The 18,088-nt window shown below is 73.5% G+C and carries 12 protein-coding genes; 3 read left to right on the top strand and 9 right to left on the bottom strand.

Annotation, left to right across the window (positions count from 1 at the left end; all coding sequences use genetic code 11):
* Positions 1-119: 119 nt before the first annotated feature.
* The 5 genes from ACLJOK_RS09865 to ACLJOK_RS09845 all read right to left on the bottom strand — a co-directional run bounded on the left by ACLJOK_RS09865 (position 120) and on the right by ACLJOK_RS09845 (position 8,570).
* Entirely contained in the window at positions 120-1,622 is a 1,503-nt protein-coding gene (locus tag ACLJOK_RS09865; protein ID WP_410817775.1) for a hypothetical protein, read from the bottom strand.
* Between the two features lie 174 nt (positions 1,623-1,796).
* Positions 1,797-3,893 (bottom strand): amino acid transporter, encoded by a 2,097-nt coding sequence (locus tag ACLJOK_RS09860; protein WP_410817773.1) that lies wholly within the window; start codon positions 3,891-3,893, stop codon positions 1,797-1,799.
* A gap of 87 nt (positions 3,894-3,980) precedes the next feature.
* Positions 3,981-4,340 (bottom strand): hypothetical protein, encoded by a 360-nt coding sequence (locus ACLJOK_RS09855; protein WP_410817771.1) that lies wholly within the window; start codon positions 4,338-4,340, stop codon positions 3,981-3,983.
* Positions 4,341-4,756: 416 nt separating this feature from the next.
* The gene (locus ACLJOK_RS09850) at positions 4,757-5,527 is read right to left on the bottom strand and encodes a DUF5995 family protein (protein WP_354942729.1); all 771 of its coding nucleotides are present in this window, start codon (positions 5,525-5,527) and stop codon (positions 4,757-4,759) included.
* Positions 5,528-5,672: 145 nt separating this feature from the next.
* On the bottom strand, positions 5,673-8,570 hold the full coding sequence (locus ACLJOK_RS09845) for a helix-turn-helix transcriptional regulator (protein ID WP_410817770.1): 2,898 nt from the start codon (positions 8,568-8,570) through the stop codon (positions 5,673-5,675).
* Positions 8,571-8,764: 194 nt separating this feature from the next.
* On the opposite strand from ACLJOK_RS09845, the gene ACLJOK_RS09840 reads away from it, so the two are divergent.
* Complete coding sequence (locus ACLJOK_RS09840; RefSeq protein WP_410817768.1) at positions 8,765-10,999, top strand: AAA family ATPase; 2,235 nt, start codon at positions 8,765-8,767, stop codon at positions 10,997-10,999.
* Positions 11,000-11,028: 29 nt separating this feature from the next.
* Here ACLJOK_RS09840 and ACLJOK_RS09835 read toward each other — a convergent pair whose 3' ends face one another.
* Positions 11,029-11,574, bottom strand: coding sequence for a YciI family protein (locus tag ACLJOK_RS09835; RefSeq protein WP_410817766.1), 546 nt, complete (start codon positions 11,572-11,574; stop codon positions 11,029-11,031).
* A 56-nt stretch (positions 11,575-11,630) separates the two neighbouring features.
* Positions 11,631-12,449 carry a class I SAM-dependent methyltransferase gene (locus ACLJOK_RS09830; protein ID WP_410817764.1) on the bottom strand — a complete coding sequence of 273 codons (819 nt, stop codon included), beginning with the start codon at positions 12,447-12,449 and terminating at the stop codon, positions 11,631-11,633.
* 173 nt (positions 12,450-12,622) lie between these two features.
* Between ACLJOK_RS09830 and ACLJOK_RS09825 the strand changes: the two genes are divergently transcribed.
* The gene (locus ACLJOK_RS09825) at positions 12,623-15,907 is read left to right on the top strand and encodes a BTAD domain-containing putative transcriptional regulator (protein ID WP_410817763.1); all 3,285 of its coding nucleotides are present in this window, start codon (positions 12,623-12,625) and stop codon (positions 15,905-15,907) included.
* Between the two features lie 61 nt (positions 15,908-15,968).
* Positions 15,969-16,691, top strand: a complete 723-nt coding sequence (locus ACLJOK_RS09820) for a hemerythrin domain-containing protein (protein ID WP_410817761.1) — start codon at positions 15,969-15,971, stop codon at positions 16,689-16,691.
* A gap of 126 nt (positions 16,692-16,817) precedes the next feature.
* Here ACLJOK_RS09820 and ACLJOK_RS09815 read toward each other — a convergent pair whose 3' ends face one another.
* Both ACLJOK_RS09815 and ACLJOK_RS09810 read right to left on the bottom strand, forming a co-directional pair.
* The gene (locus ACLJOK_RS09815) at positions 16,818-17,345 is read right to left on the bottom strand and encodes a hypothetical protein (protein ID WP_410817760.1); all 528 of its coding nucleotides are present in this window, start codon (positions 17,343-17,345) and stop codon (positions 16,818-16,820) included.
* Positions 17,346-17,507: 162 nt separating this feature from the next.
* Entirely contained in the window at positions 17,508-18,074 is a 567-nt protein-coding gene (locus ACLJOK_RS09810) for a dienelactone hydrolase family protein (protein WP_410817758.1), read from the bottom strand.
* Positions 18,075-18,088 lie beyond the last annotated feature (14 nt).

Here is an 18,088-nt window from a genome sequence, read left to right as displayed (position 1 = left end):
TCGGCGCAGGCGGGGGCAGGGCGTCACGTGACGACAGTGCACCGCCCGCCCGGACGATCGTCCGGGCGGGCGGTGCACTCAGGATGGATGCGCTCGGAATGAGGCGCGCGGGTCGACGCTCAGCGGAAGCAGTGCGCGATCGGCACCTGGCTGCCCTCGCAGTTGGTCGGCTCGTTCTCGACCACCACGCTCTCATCGTCGATCTTGACCTGGGCGTGCATGCCGAAGATGCCGCCGGGCTTCACCGTCGACGCGTTGTGGGTGATCGTGCTGGTGTAGATCGCCACCGAGCCCGCGCTGGCGTAGATGCCGCCGCCCTGGGACGCGGCGCCGACTGCCTCGTTACCTGTCACGTCGCTGCCACGGACCAGCAGGTTCGCCTTCTCGGCGTAGATGCCGGCCCCGAGGCCGTGCGTGGTGTTGCCGTCGATCACGCTGTCGTCGATCGGCGTCAGGCCCTTGACGGTCGAGACGCCGCCGCCGTTGAGCGTGGACGTGTTGCCGCGGATGGTCATCGTGCGCATCACCAGCACCGCGTCGGAGTTGGCGGCACCGCCACCGACCTGCGCGGTATTGTTCAGCAGCTCGGTGTCGGAGACCTTCGTCCGGGCCGAGAAGCTGGCCAGCCCGCCACCCTGGCCGGCGCTGTTCTGGGTGAAGGAGACACTTTCCACGTCGGCGGCACCACGGTAGTTGCCCAGCCCGCCGCCGTAGGCGTTGGCGCTGTTGCGGTGGAACTCCGAGCGCTTCAGCGTCAGCACGCCACCGTTGAGCAGGCCCCCGCCCTTGCCCGCGGCGCCGGAGGCGCTGTTGCCGACGAACGTGCAGTCGGTGACCACCATGTTGCCGTCGTTGAAGATGCCGCCGCCACCCCCCTCGGGAGACAGTGAGGTGCTCTGCGTGACGGTGACCCGTTCCACCACGGCGGTGGCGCCGTGCACCACGTGCACGCTGCCGCCCTCGATGGCCGAGCGGCCGTTGTGCAGTTCCACGTCGCGCAGGGTCAGCTCGCCGCCGTCGCGGACTGTGAAGAAGCGGAACGAGGCGGCCTGGGCGGCCCGGGCGATGGTGGCGCCCGCGCCGTCGATCGTGATCGGCTGGTAGATCACCGGCAGGCCGGCGGTGTCGTCGGCCGGGTTGTGCGGCGGCGCCTCGGCGTCACCGGGGGTCTCCGCCGCGTCGGCGGCCTCCCGGGCGTCACGGATCCCGCCGTCGTACTGGTCGGTCTCGTGGAACGCCTCGGTGAGGGTGTAACGGCACTTGGGCGCGAGACGGAGTTCGCCGCCGCCCTCGGCGTTGGCAGTGACCAGCGCCGCCACCAGCTTCGCGGCGTCGCAGGGCACCGACACCACGCCCCGCTTGTCGGTGCCCGGGGTGGCCGGGCGGGCCCGCTCCGCGTCGTCCTGGCCGGGTTGTGGAGCCCGTCGGTCGCCGTCGCGGCGGTCGTCGTCGGCCGCCGGGGTCAGCCGGGCCAGACCGGGGAGGGCGAGGGCGCGGTCGGCGGCGGCGGCCGCTCCGGCCGCTCCCACGACCAGGCTCCCCGCCAGCAAGCCGCTGGCTAAGAACCATCGGGACCGCCGTCTGGGTCGGGTCGCGCCGTCTCCCTCTCGGTACGTGGACATCAACGGTGCCTACCTTCCTGCGTACGTGACGTGACCACGCGCCGATTCGGGCGCGGGGGGCTCGACGTGTTCGCCGGCTACCAAACGCCACGATAGGTCCGCAATACGGACAGGAAGGCGTGAACGTGAATAGTGCCCTCTTTCATCTTTAAAGCTGCCAGACCGGCATCGATGTCACCCGCCGACGTGGATGCCGGGCCGACGCAGCGGGTCCCGTTCGGTCCGGCGGATGATCTCCCGCACCACCGGCGGGGTGTCCCCCCGACCCAGGATGAGGTAGCGCGCCAGGTGCGCGATCGGGCTGCCCTCCGACCACTCGAAGTGCGCGTGCGGCCGGACGCCGGTGGCGTCCCGCAGGGCCAGCAGGATCGCGGCGATCGCGTTGGGCGCGGCCGGGCTGTTGGCCCGCAGCACCCGGAAGCCGCCCACCTCGATCCCGTGCACGCGCAGCACCTGACTGAACTCCGACGGATCGACCACATCGATCTCCAGAAACAGTACGTCCGCGGCCCCGGGCACCGGATTCATCCCGCGCTGCGCCCGCTCCTTGAGCGTGTACTCCTTCACCGACCCCTTCTGTCGCTTGTTCGCGATCAGGTGCAGCTGCCCATCGTGCGCCAGCGACTCGGTGATGAACCGACGGGCCGCCTCGTCGAACTCGATCCGCTCGGCGCGCAGCTCGGTGGTCCGGGTGACCCGGGAGACCAACGAAACCACGATGATGCCGAGGATGAACAGGGCGGAGATCGTGATCCCGTCCGGCTGTTCGATGACGTTCTCCAGCAGCGCGTACAGCAGCACCAGGGTCAGCACTGTGAAGCCGATCGCCGAGCCGCGCCGGTGGTGACGGGCCGCGGAGATCGTCACCGCCACCGCCCCGGAGACCATCATCGCCAGGATCCCGGTGGCGTACGCCCCGGCCTGGGCGTTGACGTCGGCGCGGAAGGCGATGGTGATGGCGACGCTGACGACGGTGTAGACGATCACCACGGGGCGTACCGCCCGCGCCCACTCCGGTGCCATGCCGTACGACGGCAGGTAGCGGGGCACGATGTTGATCAGCCCAGCCATCGCCGAGGCGCCGGCGAACCAGAGGATGAGCACGCTGCTCACGTCGTAGACGCTGCCGAACACCTCCCCCAGGTAGGTGTGCGCCAGGAACGCCAGCGCCCGCCCGTTCGCGCCGCCGCCCGGCCGGAACTCCTCCGCCGGAATGAGCGCCGTGGTCACGAAGGTCGTCGAGATCAGGTAGACCGACATGATCAGCGCGGCGGTGGTGAGCAGCCGACGCGTGTTGCGGATCCGGGCGGCGAGCCGGGCCTGCTTGTCCGGGCCGTCGGCCGTCACCAGGGGCATCATGCTGACCCCGGTCTCGAAACCGGACAGCCCCAGCACCAGCAGCGGGAACGCCAGCACGGCGGTGAGCAGCACGTGGCCCGGCCCGCCACCGGTCGAGGTCACCGCGGCCGTCCAGTTCGACACGATGCCAGGGTCCTCGACGATCCGGGCCACCCCGACCACGACGATCACCGCGTTGAGCACCAGGAAGACCGCGACCAACGGGATGGCCACCACCACCGCCTCCCGGAATCCGAGCAGGAACACCCCGCCGAGGATGAGCAGCAGCACCACCGTCACCACGACCGGCACGAGGGACCCGTGCAGGGCGTCGGGCAGGTACGGGTTCTCCAACAGGTGCACTGTGGCGTCGGCCGAGGAGAGGGTGATCGTGATGATCCAGGAGGTGGCCACGAAGCCGAGCAGCACGAGGACGAAGATCTTGCCCCGCCAGAACGGCAACAACCGCTCCAACATCGCCACCGAACCTTGACCGTGCGGGCTCTCGTGGGCCACCCGTCGGTACATCGGCAGCATGCCGAACAGGGTGAGCACGACGATCAACAGGGTCGCCAGCGGGGAGAGCGCCCCGGCCGCCACCGCCGCGATGCCCGGCAGGTACGACAGCGTGGAGAAGTAGTCCACGCCGGTCAGGCACATCACCTGCCACCAGGCGTGCCGACGGTTCTGCCCCTCGGTCGCCTCGGGGCCGGGCGGCTGCACCTGGTGCTGGAAGAGCCACCGGCGCAGCGGGCTGGCCGGCGGCGCCGAGCGGGCCGGGGTTGCCACGCGTTCGGGCACCACGACGCCCTCCCGGCCGCCCCGGTGTGGGCGGGCCGGATCGCGGGCCGCCCGCAGCGCCGGATCCGGCCCGCTCGGCGCGTGGCGGCGCCCGCTCCAGCGTCGTGGTTTCGCCCTGTGCTCGTCACCCATCGCCAGTCCCACCCTCACAGGTCCTGATCCGACGGTAGGCGGTGCCCCGGCGCCCGATCGGCGGAACCGGGCACCTGTTCGGCCTGCTCAGGACAGGTCCGGGACGGCGAGCAGCCGGGCCAGTGCGGGTGGGTCGGCGACGGTCACCGTGGCCGCCGGGTGCCGGGGCCGCCCTCCGGGCACCAGCGCCGGCACCGGTACGCCGAAGCGCAGACAGATCCCGCCGGCCGCGCTGCTGCCGAAGGTCGCACCGCCGTCGGCCAGCGACAGGTGCGGGCCGATCGCCCGCCACCAGCGGTACGGTCCGCTCACCTCGACGGCGGTGACGTTGTCCCGGTCGGTCCGCAGCTGCCACGGCCCGTACCGGATGGTCAGGTCCCGTTCGCTGACGGCGACCCAGGCCGTCGCCGGGCGGACCCCCAGCAGGGCCAGCACCGGGCGGAACACCGGATCGAATCGGAACGGAAACCGCGCCGCGACGCCGGTCATCGGGCGCCGGGCCGAGCGGTGGGTCGCGACACCGGGCCACCCGGCCGAAGAGGGCCGGGCCGCGCGGGCCGGGGGCGGGCGGCGGGCCGACGCCGGGCCAGGACGGTCATGGCGCGGGCGTACCCGATCCGAGCCCGCCGACACCCCCGGATCCGCACGCCGTCGACGTGACCCCCCGTTCGGTGCTCCCCCACCGTCGGCCGACACCCCCCGGGCCGGCCGACGGTGGCAGACGGTCGACACCCCCCGAGCCGACCGGCTGTCCCCTGCGTGACCGACCCGACCTCGGGCTGCCACGCGGGGTGGAACTGGTGGGACGCGCCCCCGCGCTCCGCCGCCCCCCACGGGGCGGAGCGCGGGGCCCCCCGTCCCGGCTACTGCAGGAACGCCCCGAGGGGCGAGAGCAGCAACCGGCCGAGCGCCGCGGCGTTGTCGTCCAACCGCGTGCGCTCACACTCGCGGGCGTCCGGATCGTGCCGGCACCGCCAGATCTTCTGCGCGTTACGCCAGGCGACATCGCGGGTGTACTCGACCAGTTCCCCCTGGTACCAGTCGTCGATGTCGCCGTTGAGCATGTCGATGAGCAGCTGCCACCGCTCCAGGTAGCCCCGGCGCAGGCCGGGGATCTTGTCCGCGAAGATGTTGTTGATCTCGAGGTAGTCGTGGTGCTGGTCGCTGCCGTCGACCGGCTCCGACTCCAGGTGGTCGAACGTGGTCACCAGGGCGAACGGCAGGTCGAAGTTGATGTGCGCGTTCACCCCGGCCGCCGCCGACGGCAGCGGGCGGGCATCCGGCCCCTGCATCCGCTCGAAGAGGCACGACCACGCCTTCGGGGTGCCGGGGCTGGAGTCGGTCCACAGCCGCATCGCGTCGAAGTACCGGGCGGCGAACTCGACGTCGAGCCGGGAGAGGAAGACCGGGTCGACGAAGCGGTCGTCGTACAGCCCGTCCAGCACGCTGCTGGTGATGGTCAGGTAGAGCTTGTTGAAGTCGGCGAGCGGGCAACTGGCTTCCAACGGTGGCAGCCGGACCAGCATGTCCTGGAGCTTGGTCAGGTGATCGACCACGGCCGGCACGTCCGCGGGATGATCGGCGAGCAGGTCGACGATGTCCCGGTGCACGGGCCCCCAGACCGGTTCGATCATTTTTCCTCCATCGTGGTCGGCGGCATCCCCCGTGCCGTCGTCGACGCGGCCCAGCCTCTCAGCCGACACCGGCCCGCCGGATCAGTAGAACGACGTATCCCGGCGCGCACACGCGCCGGGATACGTACTTCAGTGATCGGGTCGGTCAGCCCCGTTGGTTGCGCAGCTGGATCGCGCTGGCCTGCACGCGGGTACGGACCTGGAGCTTGTCGAAGATGTGCGACACGTGCACCCCGATGGTCCGCTCGCTGATGAACAGCCGCTGCCCGATCTCCCTGTTGGTCAACCCCTCGGCGACCAGGGCGAGCACTTCCCGCTCCCGGGCGGTGAGCGCCGCCAACTCGTCGTCGGACGCCTCGACCGGGACGCTGCGGGTGCCGGTGGTGCTGTCGCGCTCGTCCAGCGACACCCGGGCCCGCCCGGCCAGCTCGCGGATCTCCGAGGTCAGCGGTACCGCGCCCAACCCCTGCGCCACCCGGTACGCCTCCCGCAGGAGCTTGCCGGCGGTGGCCACCCGGCTGCGCCGAGCCAGCAGCGCCTCGGCCTGCCGCAGTCGCGAGTAGGCCGCCGGGTAGGGGTGATTGCGTCGATCCCACTCGGCGGCCGACGCGGCCCACAGCTCCGGGTCGCTGCCGTCGAGGCGGCTCACCTCGGCGGCGCACAGCGCCAGGAAGCCCTCCACCACCGAGCGCACCGGCCGGGCGGCACCGGCGCTCTTGCGCGCCACCCGCTCGGCCACGTCGCGCAGCCGGCGCACCGCCGTCGGGTCGACCTCCACGGTGCGGCTGGCGTGCGCCTCCGCCTCGGCGCGCAGGCCGTGCCAGACCAGCGCGGAGAGGATCATCACGTCGTCGGAACGGCTCTCGGTGAGGCCGCGCTGCACCGCTTGGCGGGCCACGTCGTGCCGACCCTCCCACATGGCCAGCCCGGAACGCAGGGTGAGCAGCGGTATGACGTGTCGCGCCCCGCCGCCGGCGAGGAGGGTCGCCACCGCGTCGAGGTCCCGACCGGCGGCCTCGATGTCGCCGTAGCCCACCGACAGCCGGCACCGGGCCAACAGCAGCTCCACGGCGTCCGCACCGGACGGTCGGTGCCGCAGGGCCGCGGCCACCACCTTCTCCGCCTCGGCCCACTGGCCCACCCGGAACAGCCCGTTGATGGCGATGGCCAGCAGCCGGGTGCCCCAGGTGCGGCCCAGCCCCAGCTCGGCCACCCGCTCGGCGCCCCGCCGGGCCACCACCACGCCCTCTTCGAGAACGTTCAGCGGCCCGGTCAGCAGCTCCGCCAGGTGCAGGTACGCGCAGGCCACGTCCTCGGGCTGACCGGCACGCTCGGCGGTGTCGAGGGCGTCGCGCATGACCGCCAGACCGGCGTCCGGGTCCTCCAGACAGGCGTCGCTGAAGCCCAACGCCGAACTGGCCAGCACCACCTCGGTGGCGGAGCCCTCCACGTTCTCGGCCAACGCCAGCGCCTCGCGGGCCCGCTCGCCGGCGTCGGCGTAGCGGCCCAGGTGCAGCAGCAGCTCGGCCAGGCGGGCGGCGGCGCTCGCCCGGTCCCGAGGGGAGCAGTCCCCCGCCTTCAGCGCCCGCTGGTATTCCTCCTCGGCCAGCGCGGAGCGACCGGCGGCGGCCAGGTAACGGGCCCGGCGGATGTGCAGCGCGCAGCTCGGCTCGCCACCCCGCAGCGTGGCCAACTCCTCCAGCAGGGCCAACGCGCGGGCGTGTTCCCCACAGTGGTGGGCCGCCTCGGCGGCGTTCTCGAGCAACTCGACCCGGTCCACCGTCAGCGGGCCCGGCTCGGCGGCCAACTGCAACGCCGCCGACCAGTGCCGGTGCGCCTCGGCGTAACCGTGCAGCCGCTCGGCCTCCTGAGCGGCGGCCACCGCCGCCGGCAGGGCGCGCGCCGGCTCGCCGGCCAGCCGCCAGTGGTGCGCCAGCCGGGCCTGGTGCAGCTCACCCGGCGCCGTGGTCAGCGCCTCGGCGTAGCGGCGGTGCAGCCCGGAGCGCTCGGCCGGCAGCAGCTCGTGCGCCAGCACCTCGGCCACGAGGCGGTGCCGCAGCCGGTAGCCCTCGTCGGCGCCGACCAGCAGCCGGTGCGCCACCGCGGCCCGGGCTGCGGCGATCAGCTCGTCCTCCGGCATCCGCAGCACCTCGGCCAGCAGCCAGTGCTGCACCGGCTCGACACCGGCGGCGACCGCGTGCACCACGGCGTGCGCGTGCTGGGGCAGCGCGTCGACCCGGTCGAGGAAGATCTCCCGCAGCGTCTCGGACAGGCCGTCGCGGCCGTCGCGCAGATCCCGGGCCAGCTCCTCGATGACGAACGGGTTGCCACCGCTGCGCTGCCACACCTGCTCGGCCGCGTCGGCGGTCAGCGGCCGGCCGACCACCGCGGCGGCGAGCGTCTCGGTGTCGGCCCGACCCAGCGGCGCCAGGTCGAGCACCCGCACCGTGCGGAGCCGACGCAGCTCGGTGAGCACCCGGCGCAGCGGGTGCGCGCCCTGCAACGACTCGGCACGCACCGCCGCCAGCACCGACAGCTGAAGATCACCCAGGCCGGCGAGCAGGTAGAGCAAGAGCTGCCGGGTGCTGCGGTCGACCCACTGGAGGTCGTCGAGGATCAGCACCAGCGGGCGACCCTCGGCGATCAGGTGCAGGCCACGGGAGACCCGCTCCAGCAACGCGCCGGCGCCGTCCGGGCCGGCGGTCTCGTCGGCGAACATCTGCAACAGCCCCCGCACCGCCGAGGAGGTGCGGGCGGGCGAGGTGGACACCTCGGCGTCGAACCGGCGCAGCGCCTGCAACAGCGGGTGCAGCGGGGAGGCGTCGCCGATGTCCAGGCAGCTGCCGGTGAGCACCACGGCGCCTCGCTCCCGCAGGCGGTTGCCGATCTCGCCCAACAGCCGGGTCTTTCCCACACCGCTCTCGCCGGTCAGGAAGACCGCTGCGGTCTGCCCGTGCGCGGCGTCACCGAGCAACGCGGACCGAACCGTCTGCACCAGCTCGGCCCGGCCCACGAGCGGTGCGGTGTCCACATCGCTGGCCATGGCACGCAGCCTAATCACAGGGCCCCACACCGTTCTACGGCCGCCTACCGCTTCTGGTACTCCTCGCGTCGACTTTGCGACTAAAGGTTGCAGGTGGCCGACATACGTCGTTCGGCAGATCCCCTGTCGGCCCAGGAATGCCAATCTCCGGAGGTGATCAGGCAACAGCGGGGAGAAAGGCCGGTGCGATACCCATGACCACCAGCATCATCGTCGACGCGCAACGGACCGTCACCCCGCTCTGGCCGGTACCCCAGGAGCGGCGCATCGTCACCGTCCTCTTCGCGGACATCGTCGGCTCCACGGCCCTGGTGGACCGGCTCGACCCGGAGGACGTCCGAGCGCTGCAGCGGGCCTACTTCGACACCGTCGCCGGTGTGCTGCACCGCTGGCAGGGGGTGGTGGAGAAGTACATCGGCGACGCCGTGATGGCGCTCTTCGGCGCTCGGCACTCGGACGGCTTCGACGCGTACCGGGCGGTGCGCGCCGGGCTCGAGATCCAGGCCGCGCTGGACCGACGGCCCATGGTCGACGGCATCCAGCTGCGCGTCCGGGTCGGTGTCGCCACCGGCGAGGTCGTGGTCGACCTGGGCGACGTCGTCACCGGCGGGCACGGCGTCGCCAGCGGCGCGGTGATCACCGCCGCGGCTCGCCTGCAGGAGTACGCCGCACCCGGTGCCGTCGCACTCTGCGCGGCCACCGCACGCGCCACCGCCGGCCTCATCACCCAACGTCAGCTGACGCCGGTGCCGGTCGCCGGCCGGGTGCCGCCGGTGCCGGTCTGGCACGCCGTCGGTCCGGTACGCCCCGGCGCCGACCGGCACGACGGCCCGTTGATCGGTCGACGCCGCGAACTGGCCACCATCCGCGACCAGTTGGGCGCGGCCATCCGGGACCGGACGCCACGCTGGATCTCCCTGGTCGGCCCCACCGGCAGTGGCCGCAGCCGGCTGCTGCACGAGCTGACCCGCGGGCTGACCACGGTGGACGGCCTGTCGGTCCGCTGGTGTGTGGCGACCTGCCAGCCGTACCCCGATCAGGTGTTGGCGCCGGTCGCGCACCTGCTCCGCGGCCTCGCCGGGATCCGGCACAGCGACGGCCCGGCGGCGGTCCACGATCGGCTCGTCGCGGCCCTGACGCCGCTGTTCCCGCCTACCAGGGTGGCCACCGCGGTCCCGGCGCTCCAGCGGATGCTGACCACCCCGGACGGCTCGGCCGCCGCCCTCGCCGGCGCGGCGATCTTCCGGGAGGTGCTGCTGCGGCTGGCCGCCCACTGGCCGCTGATCGTTGCCGTCGACGACCTGGACCGGGCCGCGCCCGCGGTGAGCCGGTTCCTGCACGCGCTGTTCGGCGCGGCGACGGAACGCGGCCTGCCGCTGGCCCTGCTCACCGTTCACCAGCCGCAGTGGGCCGACACCCGGCCCGGTCCGGCCCGACAGATGACGATCGGACCACTGGCCACGGTGCAGTCCGGACGGCTGCTGCGACACCTGCTCACCCGGGCCGGACAGCCAGTGGCCCTGGTCGACCGGCTGCTGCCGCTGGTGGGAGGCCGGCCCGGGCACGCGGCGGCGTACGTCACGTCGCTGGTGGACGGCGCCGATCCGGCGGCGCTCGCGCTGCCCGAGGCGGTGCGCCGGGCCGTCGGCGCGGAGCTGGACCACCTCGACGGTGAGCGGCGGGCGGTACTGATGGCCGCCGGCACCCTCGGTGGTCTGATCTCCGGCGCGGCCGTGGACCGGGCACTCGGCTGGACGCCCGGCCGGTCCGCATCCGCGCTCCGCAAGCTGGTCGCCGCCGGGCTGCTGCTCCCCCACCACGCCGCCGGGTACGCGTTCACCGCGCCCGCGCTGCGCCAGGTAGCCGCCGAGCGGTTGCCCCGCGCCCTGCGGGCCGTCTTCCAACGCCGGGCCGCCAGCGTCCCGCACCTCGACACCGCGCACCGGGATGCCAACCCGCCCGGCCGCGCTGGTGCGGTCATCGGCTCGGCGGCGAGGAACGCCGAGATCGTGCGCCTCGACACCGTTGGCGCTCGGACCGGCCGCCTCGACGCCGTCTTCGCGGCGCTGGCCTCGGCGGGGCCGGGCGATGCCACCGGCCCGACCGGGCTGAGGCGAAGTAGTCCCACACCGACGATGGCCACCCGTCCCGCCGCCGACCGTACTGCCGGCTCCCGCCGGCTCCGCGCCGTCGCCTCGGCGGGCGACGTACCGCCGACGCCGGCTCCGGCGGCGTCCGTGTCTCCGCGCGCTACGGGCGGTAGCTCGCCCCGGGACGTCGGACGGCCCGCCGCCCCGGTCCGCCCTACCTCGGCGAGTTCAGCCGGGCACTGGACACTCGCCGACGCCGGCAGTCCACCGGGCGTGGTGCGGGCGATACCCCGCCCGCCGTTGATCCGCCCCTTGGACGGCCTGCCCGCCTCGGCCTGACTGTCGACATCAGGGCGGTTCAGGACAGGTCAGGACTCTCGCCCGCCGAACTGCCAGTTGTGCACCTCGATGGTGGCGTACCGGTCCACGGTCAGGACGGCGCGGGCCGCGTCCGGGTTCGGGGCCCGGAGCAGCGCGGCGGTGCCGAGCCAGGTGACGCCGTCGTCGGCCAGCAGGGGCCCGTACGCGATCAACTCGTCCGGATCGGGTGGCACGGCCAGGTCGGCGGCCTGCCCGGCGCCGAGGCCGAGCACCAGATAACGGTTGCCGCCGGTCCGGCCGCCAGGGAAGTCCCACATGGTGCGGCCCAGCGTGTTGCGCCACCGGCGCAGCAGCACGTCCCGGTACACGCCGGCCTGGTAGTTCGGCTCCTCGAAGGCGAATGCCCGCGCGGCGGCCGGGTCGGGCAGGTCGACGATGTGCACGCTGCCGGTGGGCGTGTCGCCGACGACTGTCGGGCCACGGGCGATCATTTCCGCCGCGTATCGATCCATGTAGGACCAGTGCTCGGGCAACAGCTCGTCGCGCAAGGCCGCCGAGCCGGGCCGGTCACTGTGGTAACAGAGAAACTCCACGCCGCATTCTCGCCTGGTGCCCCTCATCGAAGGCGGGCCGGGTGCCGCCCCGGCCGCTACGGCACGGACGCCGAGGCCAGCAGCGCCGCGGTGGGCAGCGCGAGCAGGCCGTCGGGGCCACGGTAGCGGGCGGTCAGCTCGTCGTACGCGGCACGAATGCGGGTGATCATGGCAGCCGACTGGGTCTCCAGCACCAGACCTGGCTTGCTGACGCCGTTGGCGGGGCCGCTCCACCAGGCCTCCGGGTCGGTGCGGTGCGCCCAGGTGATCGTGTCGCAGCGCACGTCGGTGAGCCCGGCCCGGTCGAGCAGGCCCGCCAACCCGTCGGGGGTACGCGGGAAGTCCCGGTCGGCGTCCACAGTCGGGGCGGCGGCGCGACGTTCGACCCCAGCCGCGTCGAAGACCTCGCCCCAGAGGCTCTGCGCCTCGGGCGCGGGGTGCGGCCAGACGGTGACCGCGACCCGACCAGCGGACCGGACGACCCGTCGCAGCTCGGTGATCGCGGCCAGCGGATCGCCCACGTGATTGATCACGAAGTTCGCCACGGCCGCGTCGAACGACCGGGAGGCGAACGGGAGGTACGGCAGCGCCGCGAGGCGGACCTCGTCGGCGGACGGCACGCGGTCACGCGCCAACTCGACCATGCTCGGCTCGGCGTCGACGGCGACGACTGTGGCGCCGCGACCGCACGCCACAGTGGCCACGGTCCCGGAGCCGGTGCCCGCGTCGAGCACCCGAGTGCCCGCCCCGACGTTGGCGGCGTCCAGCAACGCTGGTGCGGGGTACGCGCAGAGCGCGGCGAGGCTGCTGTCGTACGCTCCCGCGCGCCCGGCCCAGCGCGACCGCTCGTATTCGTCGAAGGCCGTCGTCGTCATCGCCAGGCGCCCCCTTCGACGATCTTGATGGTGGCGCCACGATATCGAACGAGGTACACCCGGCGGTGCCCCCCGCGGTGGTGAGCCGCCGTCCACGCCTGCCGTGAGCTGGCTGCCCGTGTCCAGTGGGAGCGGCTGAGCCGCTCACCAGCGGTGACTAGGATTGGTCCGTCATGCTGCTACGGGTGCTCGGGCCGCTTGAGGTCGAGGTCGACACAGGCGGGCCGGTCGACCTCGGCGGCCCCCGCCAACGCGCCGTGCTCGCGCGGCTGCTCGCGGCGCGCGGTGAGGTCGTCTCCGTCGGGCAGATGATCGAGGATCTGTGGCGGGGGGACGCGCCGCCACGGGCGATCGCCTCCCTCCAGGCGTATGTCTCGCATCTGCGCCGCCTCCTGGAGCCGACCCGCGAGCGCCGGGCGCCGGCCCGGGTCCTGGTCACCGCGCCACCGGGCTACGCGCTGCGGCTGCCCGCCGACGCCGTCGACGCCGGTCGGTTCGAGACGCTGCTCGCCGAGGCGCGTGCGGTGGGTCCCGCCGACCCGGGCCGGGCACGTCAGTTGCTCAGCGGCGGGCTCGAGCTGTGGCGCGGTCGGGCGTACGCCGAATTCGCCGGTGAGCCGTGGGCGCAGCCGGAGGTGCTGCGGCTGGAGGAGCTGCGGCTCGGCGCCCGGGAACTGCTGCTGGACGTGACGGTGCGCTGCGGCGACGCGGCCGAGGCGGTGCCGGAGGCAGAACTGTTGACCCGGCAGGCGCCGCTGCGGGAGGAGAGCTGGCGGCTGCTGGCGCTGGCGTTGTGGCGTACCGGTCGGCAGGGTGACGCGCTCGCCGCGCTGCGCCGGGCGCGGGAGACCCTGGCGGACCAGCTCGGACTGGACCCCGGCCCGGCGCTGGTCGAGGTGGAGTCCGCCATCCTGGGACAGCGACTCGACCTGCTGCCACCGGCGCCGGCGACAGCGGTACGCGCCCGGCGGCAGGTGTCGGAGGAGGTCTTCGTCGGCCGGGAGGCAGAGCTGGCGGCGCTCCGGCAGGCAGCCGCCGAGGCGGTGGCGAGCGGGCCGCGCGTCGCGCTGCTCAGCGGTGAGGCCGGGGCCGGCAAGACGAGCCTGCTCACCCGTTTCCGGGACGAGCTCACCGAGCACGGCTGGCTGGTCGCCGTCGGCCGCTGCCCCGAGGTCGAGGGCGCCCCGCCGGCCTGGGCCTGGGTCGAGGCGCTGCGGCAACTCGCCGAGCAGGCACCCCCGGGTGACCTCGCGCCGGCGCTCGCCCCGCTGCTCAGCGGGGGCGACGGCGAGCCCGGCGGCGACGTCACCGCCGGCCGGTTCCGGCTGCACCGGGCCGTCGGCGCCTGGTTGGACGCCGCCGCAGCCCGCAGACCGGTCACCGTGATCCTCGACGACCTGCACGCCGCCGACGCCGAGACGTTGCTGCTGTTGCAGAGCGTCACCGAGATGACCACCGGCACCGTCCTGTTCGTCGCGGCGCTGCGGCCCGCCGACAACACCGAGCGGCTCGCCGACACGATGGCCGTCCTGGCCCGCCGGTCACCGCAGCGGATCCCGTTGGGCGGTCTGAGCACGTCCGAGGTCGAACGACTGCTCGGCGCGTTGGCCCGGACCACCGTCGACCCGGACACGGTCGCCGCGTTGGCCGAGCGGACCGGCGGCAACCCGTTCTACGTTCGGGAGTCGGCGCGACTGCTCGCCGCCGAGGGCACGCTCGTGGCCACCTCCGACGTGCCCGAGGGCGTACGCGACGTGCTGCGCCGACGACTCTCCCGCCTCCCGTCGACGACCGTCTCGGTGCTGCGTCTCGCCTCGGCCGTGGGGCGGGAGGCCGAGGTGCGAACGCTCGTCGACGCCGCCGGCGCCGACGAGGGCACCGTCCTGCGGGCGCTGGAGGCCGGGCTGACCGCCGGGCTGCTCACCGAACCGGCGCCCGGGCGGGTGCGGTTCGTGCACGGCCTGGTCTGCGACACCATCTACACCGACCTGCCGCAGCTGCGCCGCACCCGCCTGCACGCGCGGATCGCCGCCGCCACCCGCCGGTTGCGGCCCGAGGACTACCCCGCCCTGGCCCACCAGTACGCCCGCGCCGCGTCGGCCGACACCGCGCCGCTCGCCGTCGACTACGCCATCCGGGCCGCCGAGCTGGCCGAGCGGCGGTACGCGTACGACGCCGCGATCGAACTGCTCAGGAACGCTGTCGAGGCCGCCGCCACGGTTGCCGGGGACCGCGACGCGCTCCGGGTCGACCTGCTCGGGCGGCTGCTGCGCGCCCAGGCGCGGGCCGGAGCGGTGGCCGCCGCCCGCCAGACCCGCGCTCGGGCGGTCGACGTCGCCGCGGCGTCCGGCCGCGACGACCTCCTGGTCGCTGCGTTCACCGCGTGGACAGTCCCCACCCCGTGGCTGACCCACGAGTACGGCGTGGTGGACCACCGGGTCGTCGAGCTGCTCACCCGGCTGCTGCGCGCCGACGGCCTGGACCCGGTCGCCCGCTGCCGGCTACTGGAGGCGCTGGCCACGGAGTTGGACGGCGAGTCCGACCCGCGAGGCGTGGCGGCCGGACGGGAGGCGCTGTCCCTCTCGCAGCGGCTGGGCGACCCCGAGCTGCGCGCCCTCGGGCTGGCCGCGCGGCTGCGCACCATGAGCTACGAGCGAGAGGCGCCGGACCGCCGGACCTTCGCCCTCGAGCTGCGCGACCTCGCCGACGAGCACGGGCTGGTGACCTACCGTTCGGTCGCCGAGCAGGCGCTGGGCCACTGCGCTGCCGCGCTCAACGAGACGGACGAACTGCGCCTCAGTGTCGCCCGGCAGGGGTGGCTGGCCGAGACGTACCAGCTGAACGAGGCGCAGACGATCAACCTGTGCTCGCTGGGCGCCCTCGCGCACATCGCCGGCGACTTCGCCGCCGCACGGCGGCACTACGACCAGGTCGAGGTGCAGATGCGGCGGCAGGGTTCGCTGCACGCCGAGGCGTTCCACTACTTCTCCACCGGCACCCTGCTGATCAGCCAGGGGCGGTTCGGTGAGCACCTGGAGGCGACCCGGCGGATACGGGGGTCGTTGGGCCCGATCGTGGACGACCTGCTGGCGCTGGCGCTGATCGGAAGCGGACGCCTGGACGAGGCGCGGGCCATGCCGGTCGGGCGGCACACCTACCGCCCGGACTACTTCGAATCGGCGCTGCTCAGCGTACGTGGGATGGTCGTCGTGGCGCTGGGTCGACGGGACCTGGCCCGACCCGTGATCGACGCGCTGCTCCCGGTACGCGACCAACTGGCCGGTTTCTCCACCACCGCGGCGGTGGTGCGGCCGGTCGCGCTGACCCTCGGTGAGCTGTTCCGGCTGATGGGCCACACCGAGGAGGCGACCCGGCACTTCGCCCTCGCGGCGCGGGTGGCCCGCCGGTGGGAGTCGCCGCACTGGCTGGCCGAGGCCACGGCGGCGATGGCCCGCTGACCGTCACGGTTGGTGGATTCCAAGCCGATTCCAAGTGGCACCGAGCATGATCAACAGATCTGTGCCAGTTGATCCCCTCGGAAAGGTCACCGTGAACCAGAACCACCGCGAAGCCATGGCCGACGTACGCGACATGTACCTGGCGCACTCGGCGCTCCGTCGCGAGTTCAGCCTGCTGCCGCAGCTCGTCCGCGACGTCACCCCGGGCGACGCCACGCGCGCGGAGGTCGTCGGCGCCCACGCCGAGATGCTCTGCCACATCCTGCACCTGCACCACGAGGGCGAGGACCTGCTGCTCTGGCCCCGGCTGCTGGAGCGCGGAGGCGCGGAGGCCGCGGCGATCGTCCCTACCATGGAGGCGCAGCACCACGCCATCGAGGACGCCCACGCGACGGTGGTCGCCCTCCTCCCCCAGTGGCGCCGCACCGCACGCGGCGGTGAGCAGCTCGCGGACGCCCTGGAACAGCTACGCGCCGCGCTGATCGAGCACATGGCCCTGGAGGAGAGCGAGATCCTGCCGCTGGCGCAACGGCACGTCACCGCCCGGGAGTGGATGCAGCTCGGCGAGCACGGCATGAGCAAGTCCCCGAAGAAGCAGCTACCGCTGGCCTTCGGCCTGGCCATGTACGAGGGCGACCCGGAGGTGGTCAAGGCGGTGCTGGCGCACGCCCCGCTGCCGGCGCGACTGCTCATGCCGATCATCGCGCCCCGGCTGTACGCCAGCCACGCCAAGCGGGTGCACGGCACCGCCACGCCCCCACGCATCGGCGCCAGCGCCGGCTGATCGGGTCGGCGACTCGCCTGACCGGGCGGGTCGCGCTGAGTCAGGCGGTGGGGCGCCGGGCGTGCCGGGTTCGTTTGCGCCGTCGTGGGGGCGGCGCAGTCGCGCACCGCAGACAACGGCCAGTGGTCATCGTTGCGGAGGAATCGCGGCTGCGCCGCCCGCCGGGGCCCCCGTCGCAGCGTCGTCGTCGCGCGTAGGACGTAGGCCACCTCCGACGCGGGAACGGGACTGGTGCCACCGGGCCCGGGATGCGCGCAGGAGTGGATGGGTCAGCGGTCCACCGGAGCGAATCTGCTGTTGAAGGTCGTCGAGCGCCTCCCACCAGCCGGGGTGGTCCTCCACCACCTCGACGAGCACGGGGCTCTGCCGCAACATGTGGGCCGGCCAGAGATACCAGGTGTGGGCGAACGTGAAGGCGGGCAGCAGCGGGGCCATCTGGAGGTTGCACTCGAGAAGGTCCGCGAGACGTTCCGCCAGGGTCACCACCTTCAGGCGCGCCGGGTCGTCGGGCGTGCAGGGCTTCCCGTCGAAGAAGTACGGCCGAAGTGCCGGATCCTCGAGCACTCGATCGTGCCACGCCTGACCCACGTTGTTGATCCCGAGGATCGCGTTCGCCGAGCCGATGCGGTTGTTGATGCGGCTCTGTCTCGCCACCTACCGCGTCTGGATCGCCGAGAAGCAGAGCGAGACCGCGACCAGGATCAGACCGATCACGCTGAGGACCGTTTCGTTCACGCCGGCACGCCCTTCGATAGCGAGAGTCTGTCCTCACGCTACGGAGGCATCGCAACCAGTGACCGCGGCTGGGCTTGGCGCTCAGCGGGCGGCCAGGAAGGCCAGAATGCGCGGCCAGGACGATGCGGTGGCGTCCGGGGAGTGCTCGGTCAGGTCCGGGTCGGTGAACAGATGACCCACGCCGGGATAGCGGAAGACCGTCAGGTCGGCACCGGCCTCGGTGATGGCCTGCTGCCATTCGTCGACCTCTTCCGGCGCGTCGTACGGGTCCGGGTCGGCGAGGTGCAGCTGCACCGGCAGCCCGGGTCGGACCGCGTCCGGGGCGCCACCGGTGCCGTGCAGCAACAGCAGACCGGCGGCGTCGGGGCGTTCGGCCAGCAGCGCCCCGGCCACACCGGCCCCCATCGAGAAGCCGCCGAGGACCGTCTCCGGTGGCAGGTCACGCAGCGCGTCGCGGGCCCGGTCCAGAACCACCTCCTGGCCGATCTTGTCGAGCAGCGCGAAGCCCTCCTCGACGGTGCCGGAGGCCGGGACGCCGTACAGGTCGGGGGTGCTGACCTGGTGCCCGGCGGCGCGCAACCGGTCGGCGGCGGCGCGCACGGCGGGCCGCAGCCCGTACACGGAGTGGAACAGCACGACGTGTCGCATCCGGTCATCCTGCC

The sequence above is a fragment of the Micromonospora sp. 050-3 genome (assembly GCF_046549335.1).
GTDB lineage: Bacteria > Actinomycetota > Actinomycetes > Mycobacteriales > Micromonosporaceae > Micromonospora > Micromonospora trifolii.
Note: the sequence above shows the minus strand (reverse complement) of the source record. Positions and strands in the feature narration are given on the sequence as shown.

Excerpts from the sequence above, each read along its gene's own strand:
- ACLJOK_RS09865 (WP_410817775.1), bottom strand. The coding sequence starts at position 1,622 with ATGTCCACGTACCGAGAGGGAGACGGCGCGACCCGACCCAGACGGCGG.
- ACLJOK_RS09860 (WP_410817773.1), bottom strand. The coding sequence starts at position 3,893 with ATGGGTGACGAGCACAGGGCGAAACCACGACGCTGGAGCGGGCGCCGC.
- ACLJOK_RS09850 (WP_354942729.1), bottom strand. The coding sequence starts at position 5,527 with ATGATCGAACCGGTCTGGGGGCCCGTGCACCGGGACATCGTCGACCTG.
- ACLJOK_RS09845 (WP_410817770.1), bottom strand. The coding sequence starts at position 8,570 with ATGGCCAGCGATGTGGACACCGCACCGCTCGTGGGCCGGGCCGAGCTG.
- ACLJOK_RS09840 (WP_410817768.1), top strand. The coding sequence starts at position 8,765 with ATGACCACCAGCATCATCGTCGACGCGCAACGGACCGTCACCCCGCTC.
- ACLJOK_RS09830 (WP_410817764.1), bottom strand. The coding sequence starts at position 12,449 with ATGACGACGACGGCCTTCGACGAATACGAGCGGTCGCGCTGGGCCGGG.
- ACLJOK_RS09825 (WP_410817763.1), top strand. The coding sequence starts at position 12,623 with ATGCTGCTACGGGTGCTCGGGCCGCTTGAGGTCGAGGTCGACACAGGC.
- ACLJOK_RS09810 (WP_410817758.1), bottom strand. The coding sequence starts at position 18,074 with ATGCGACACGTCGTGCTGTTCCACTCCGTGTACGGGCTGCGGCCCGCC.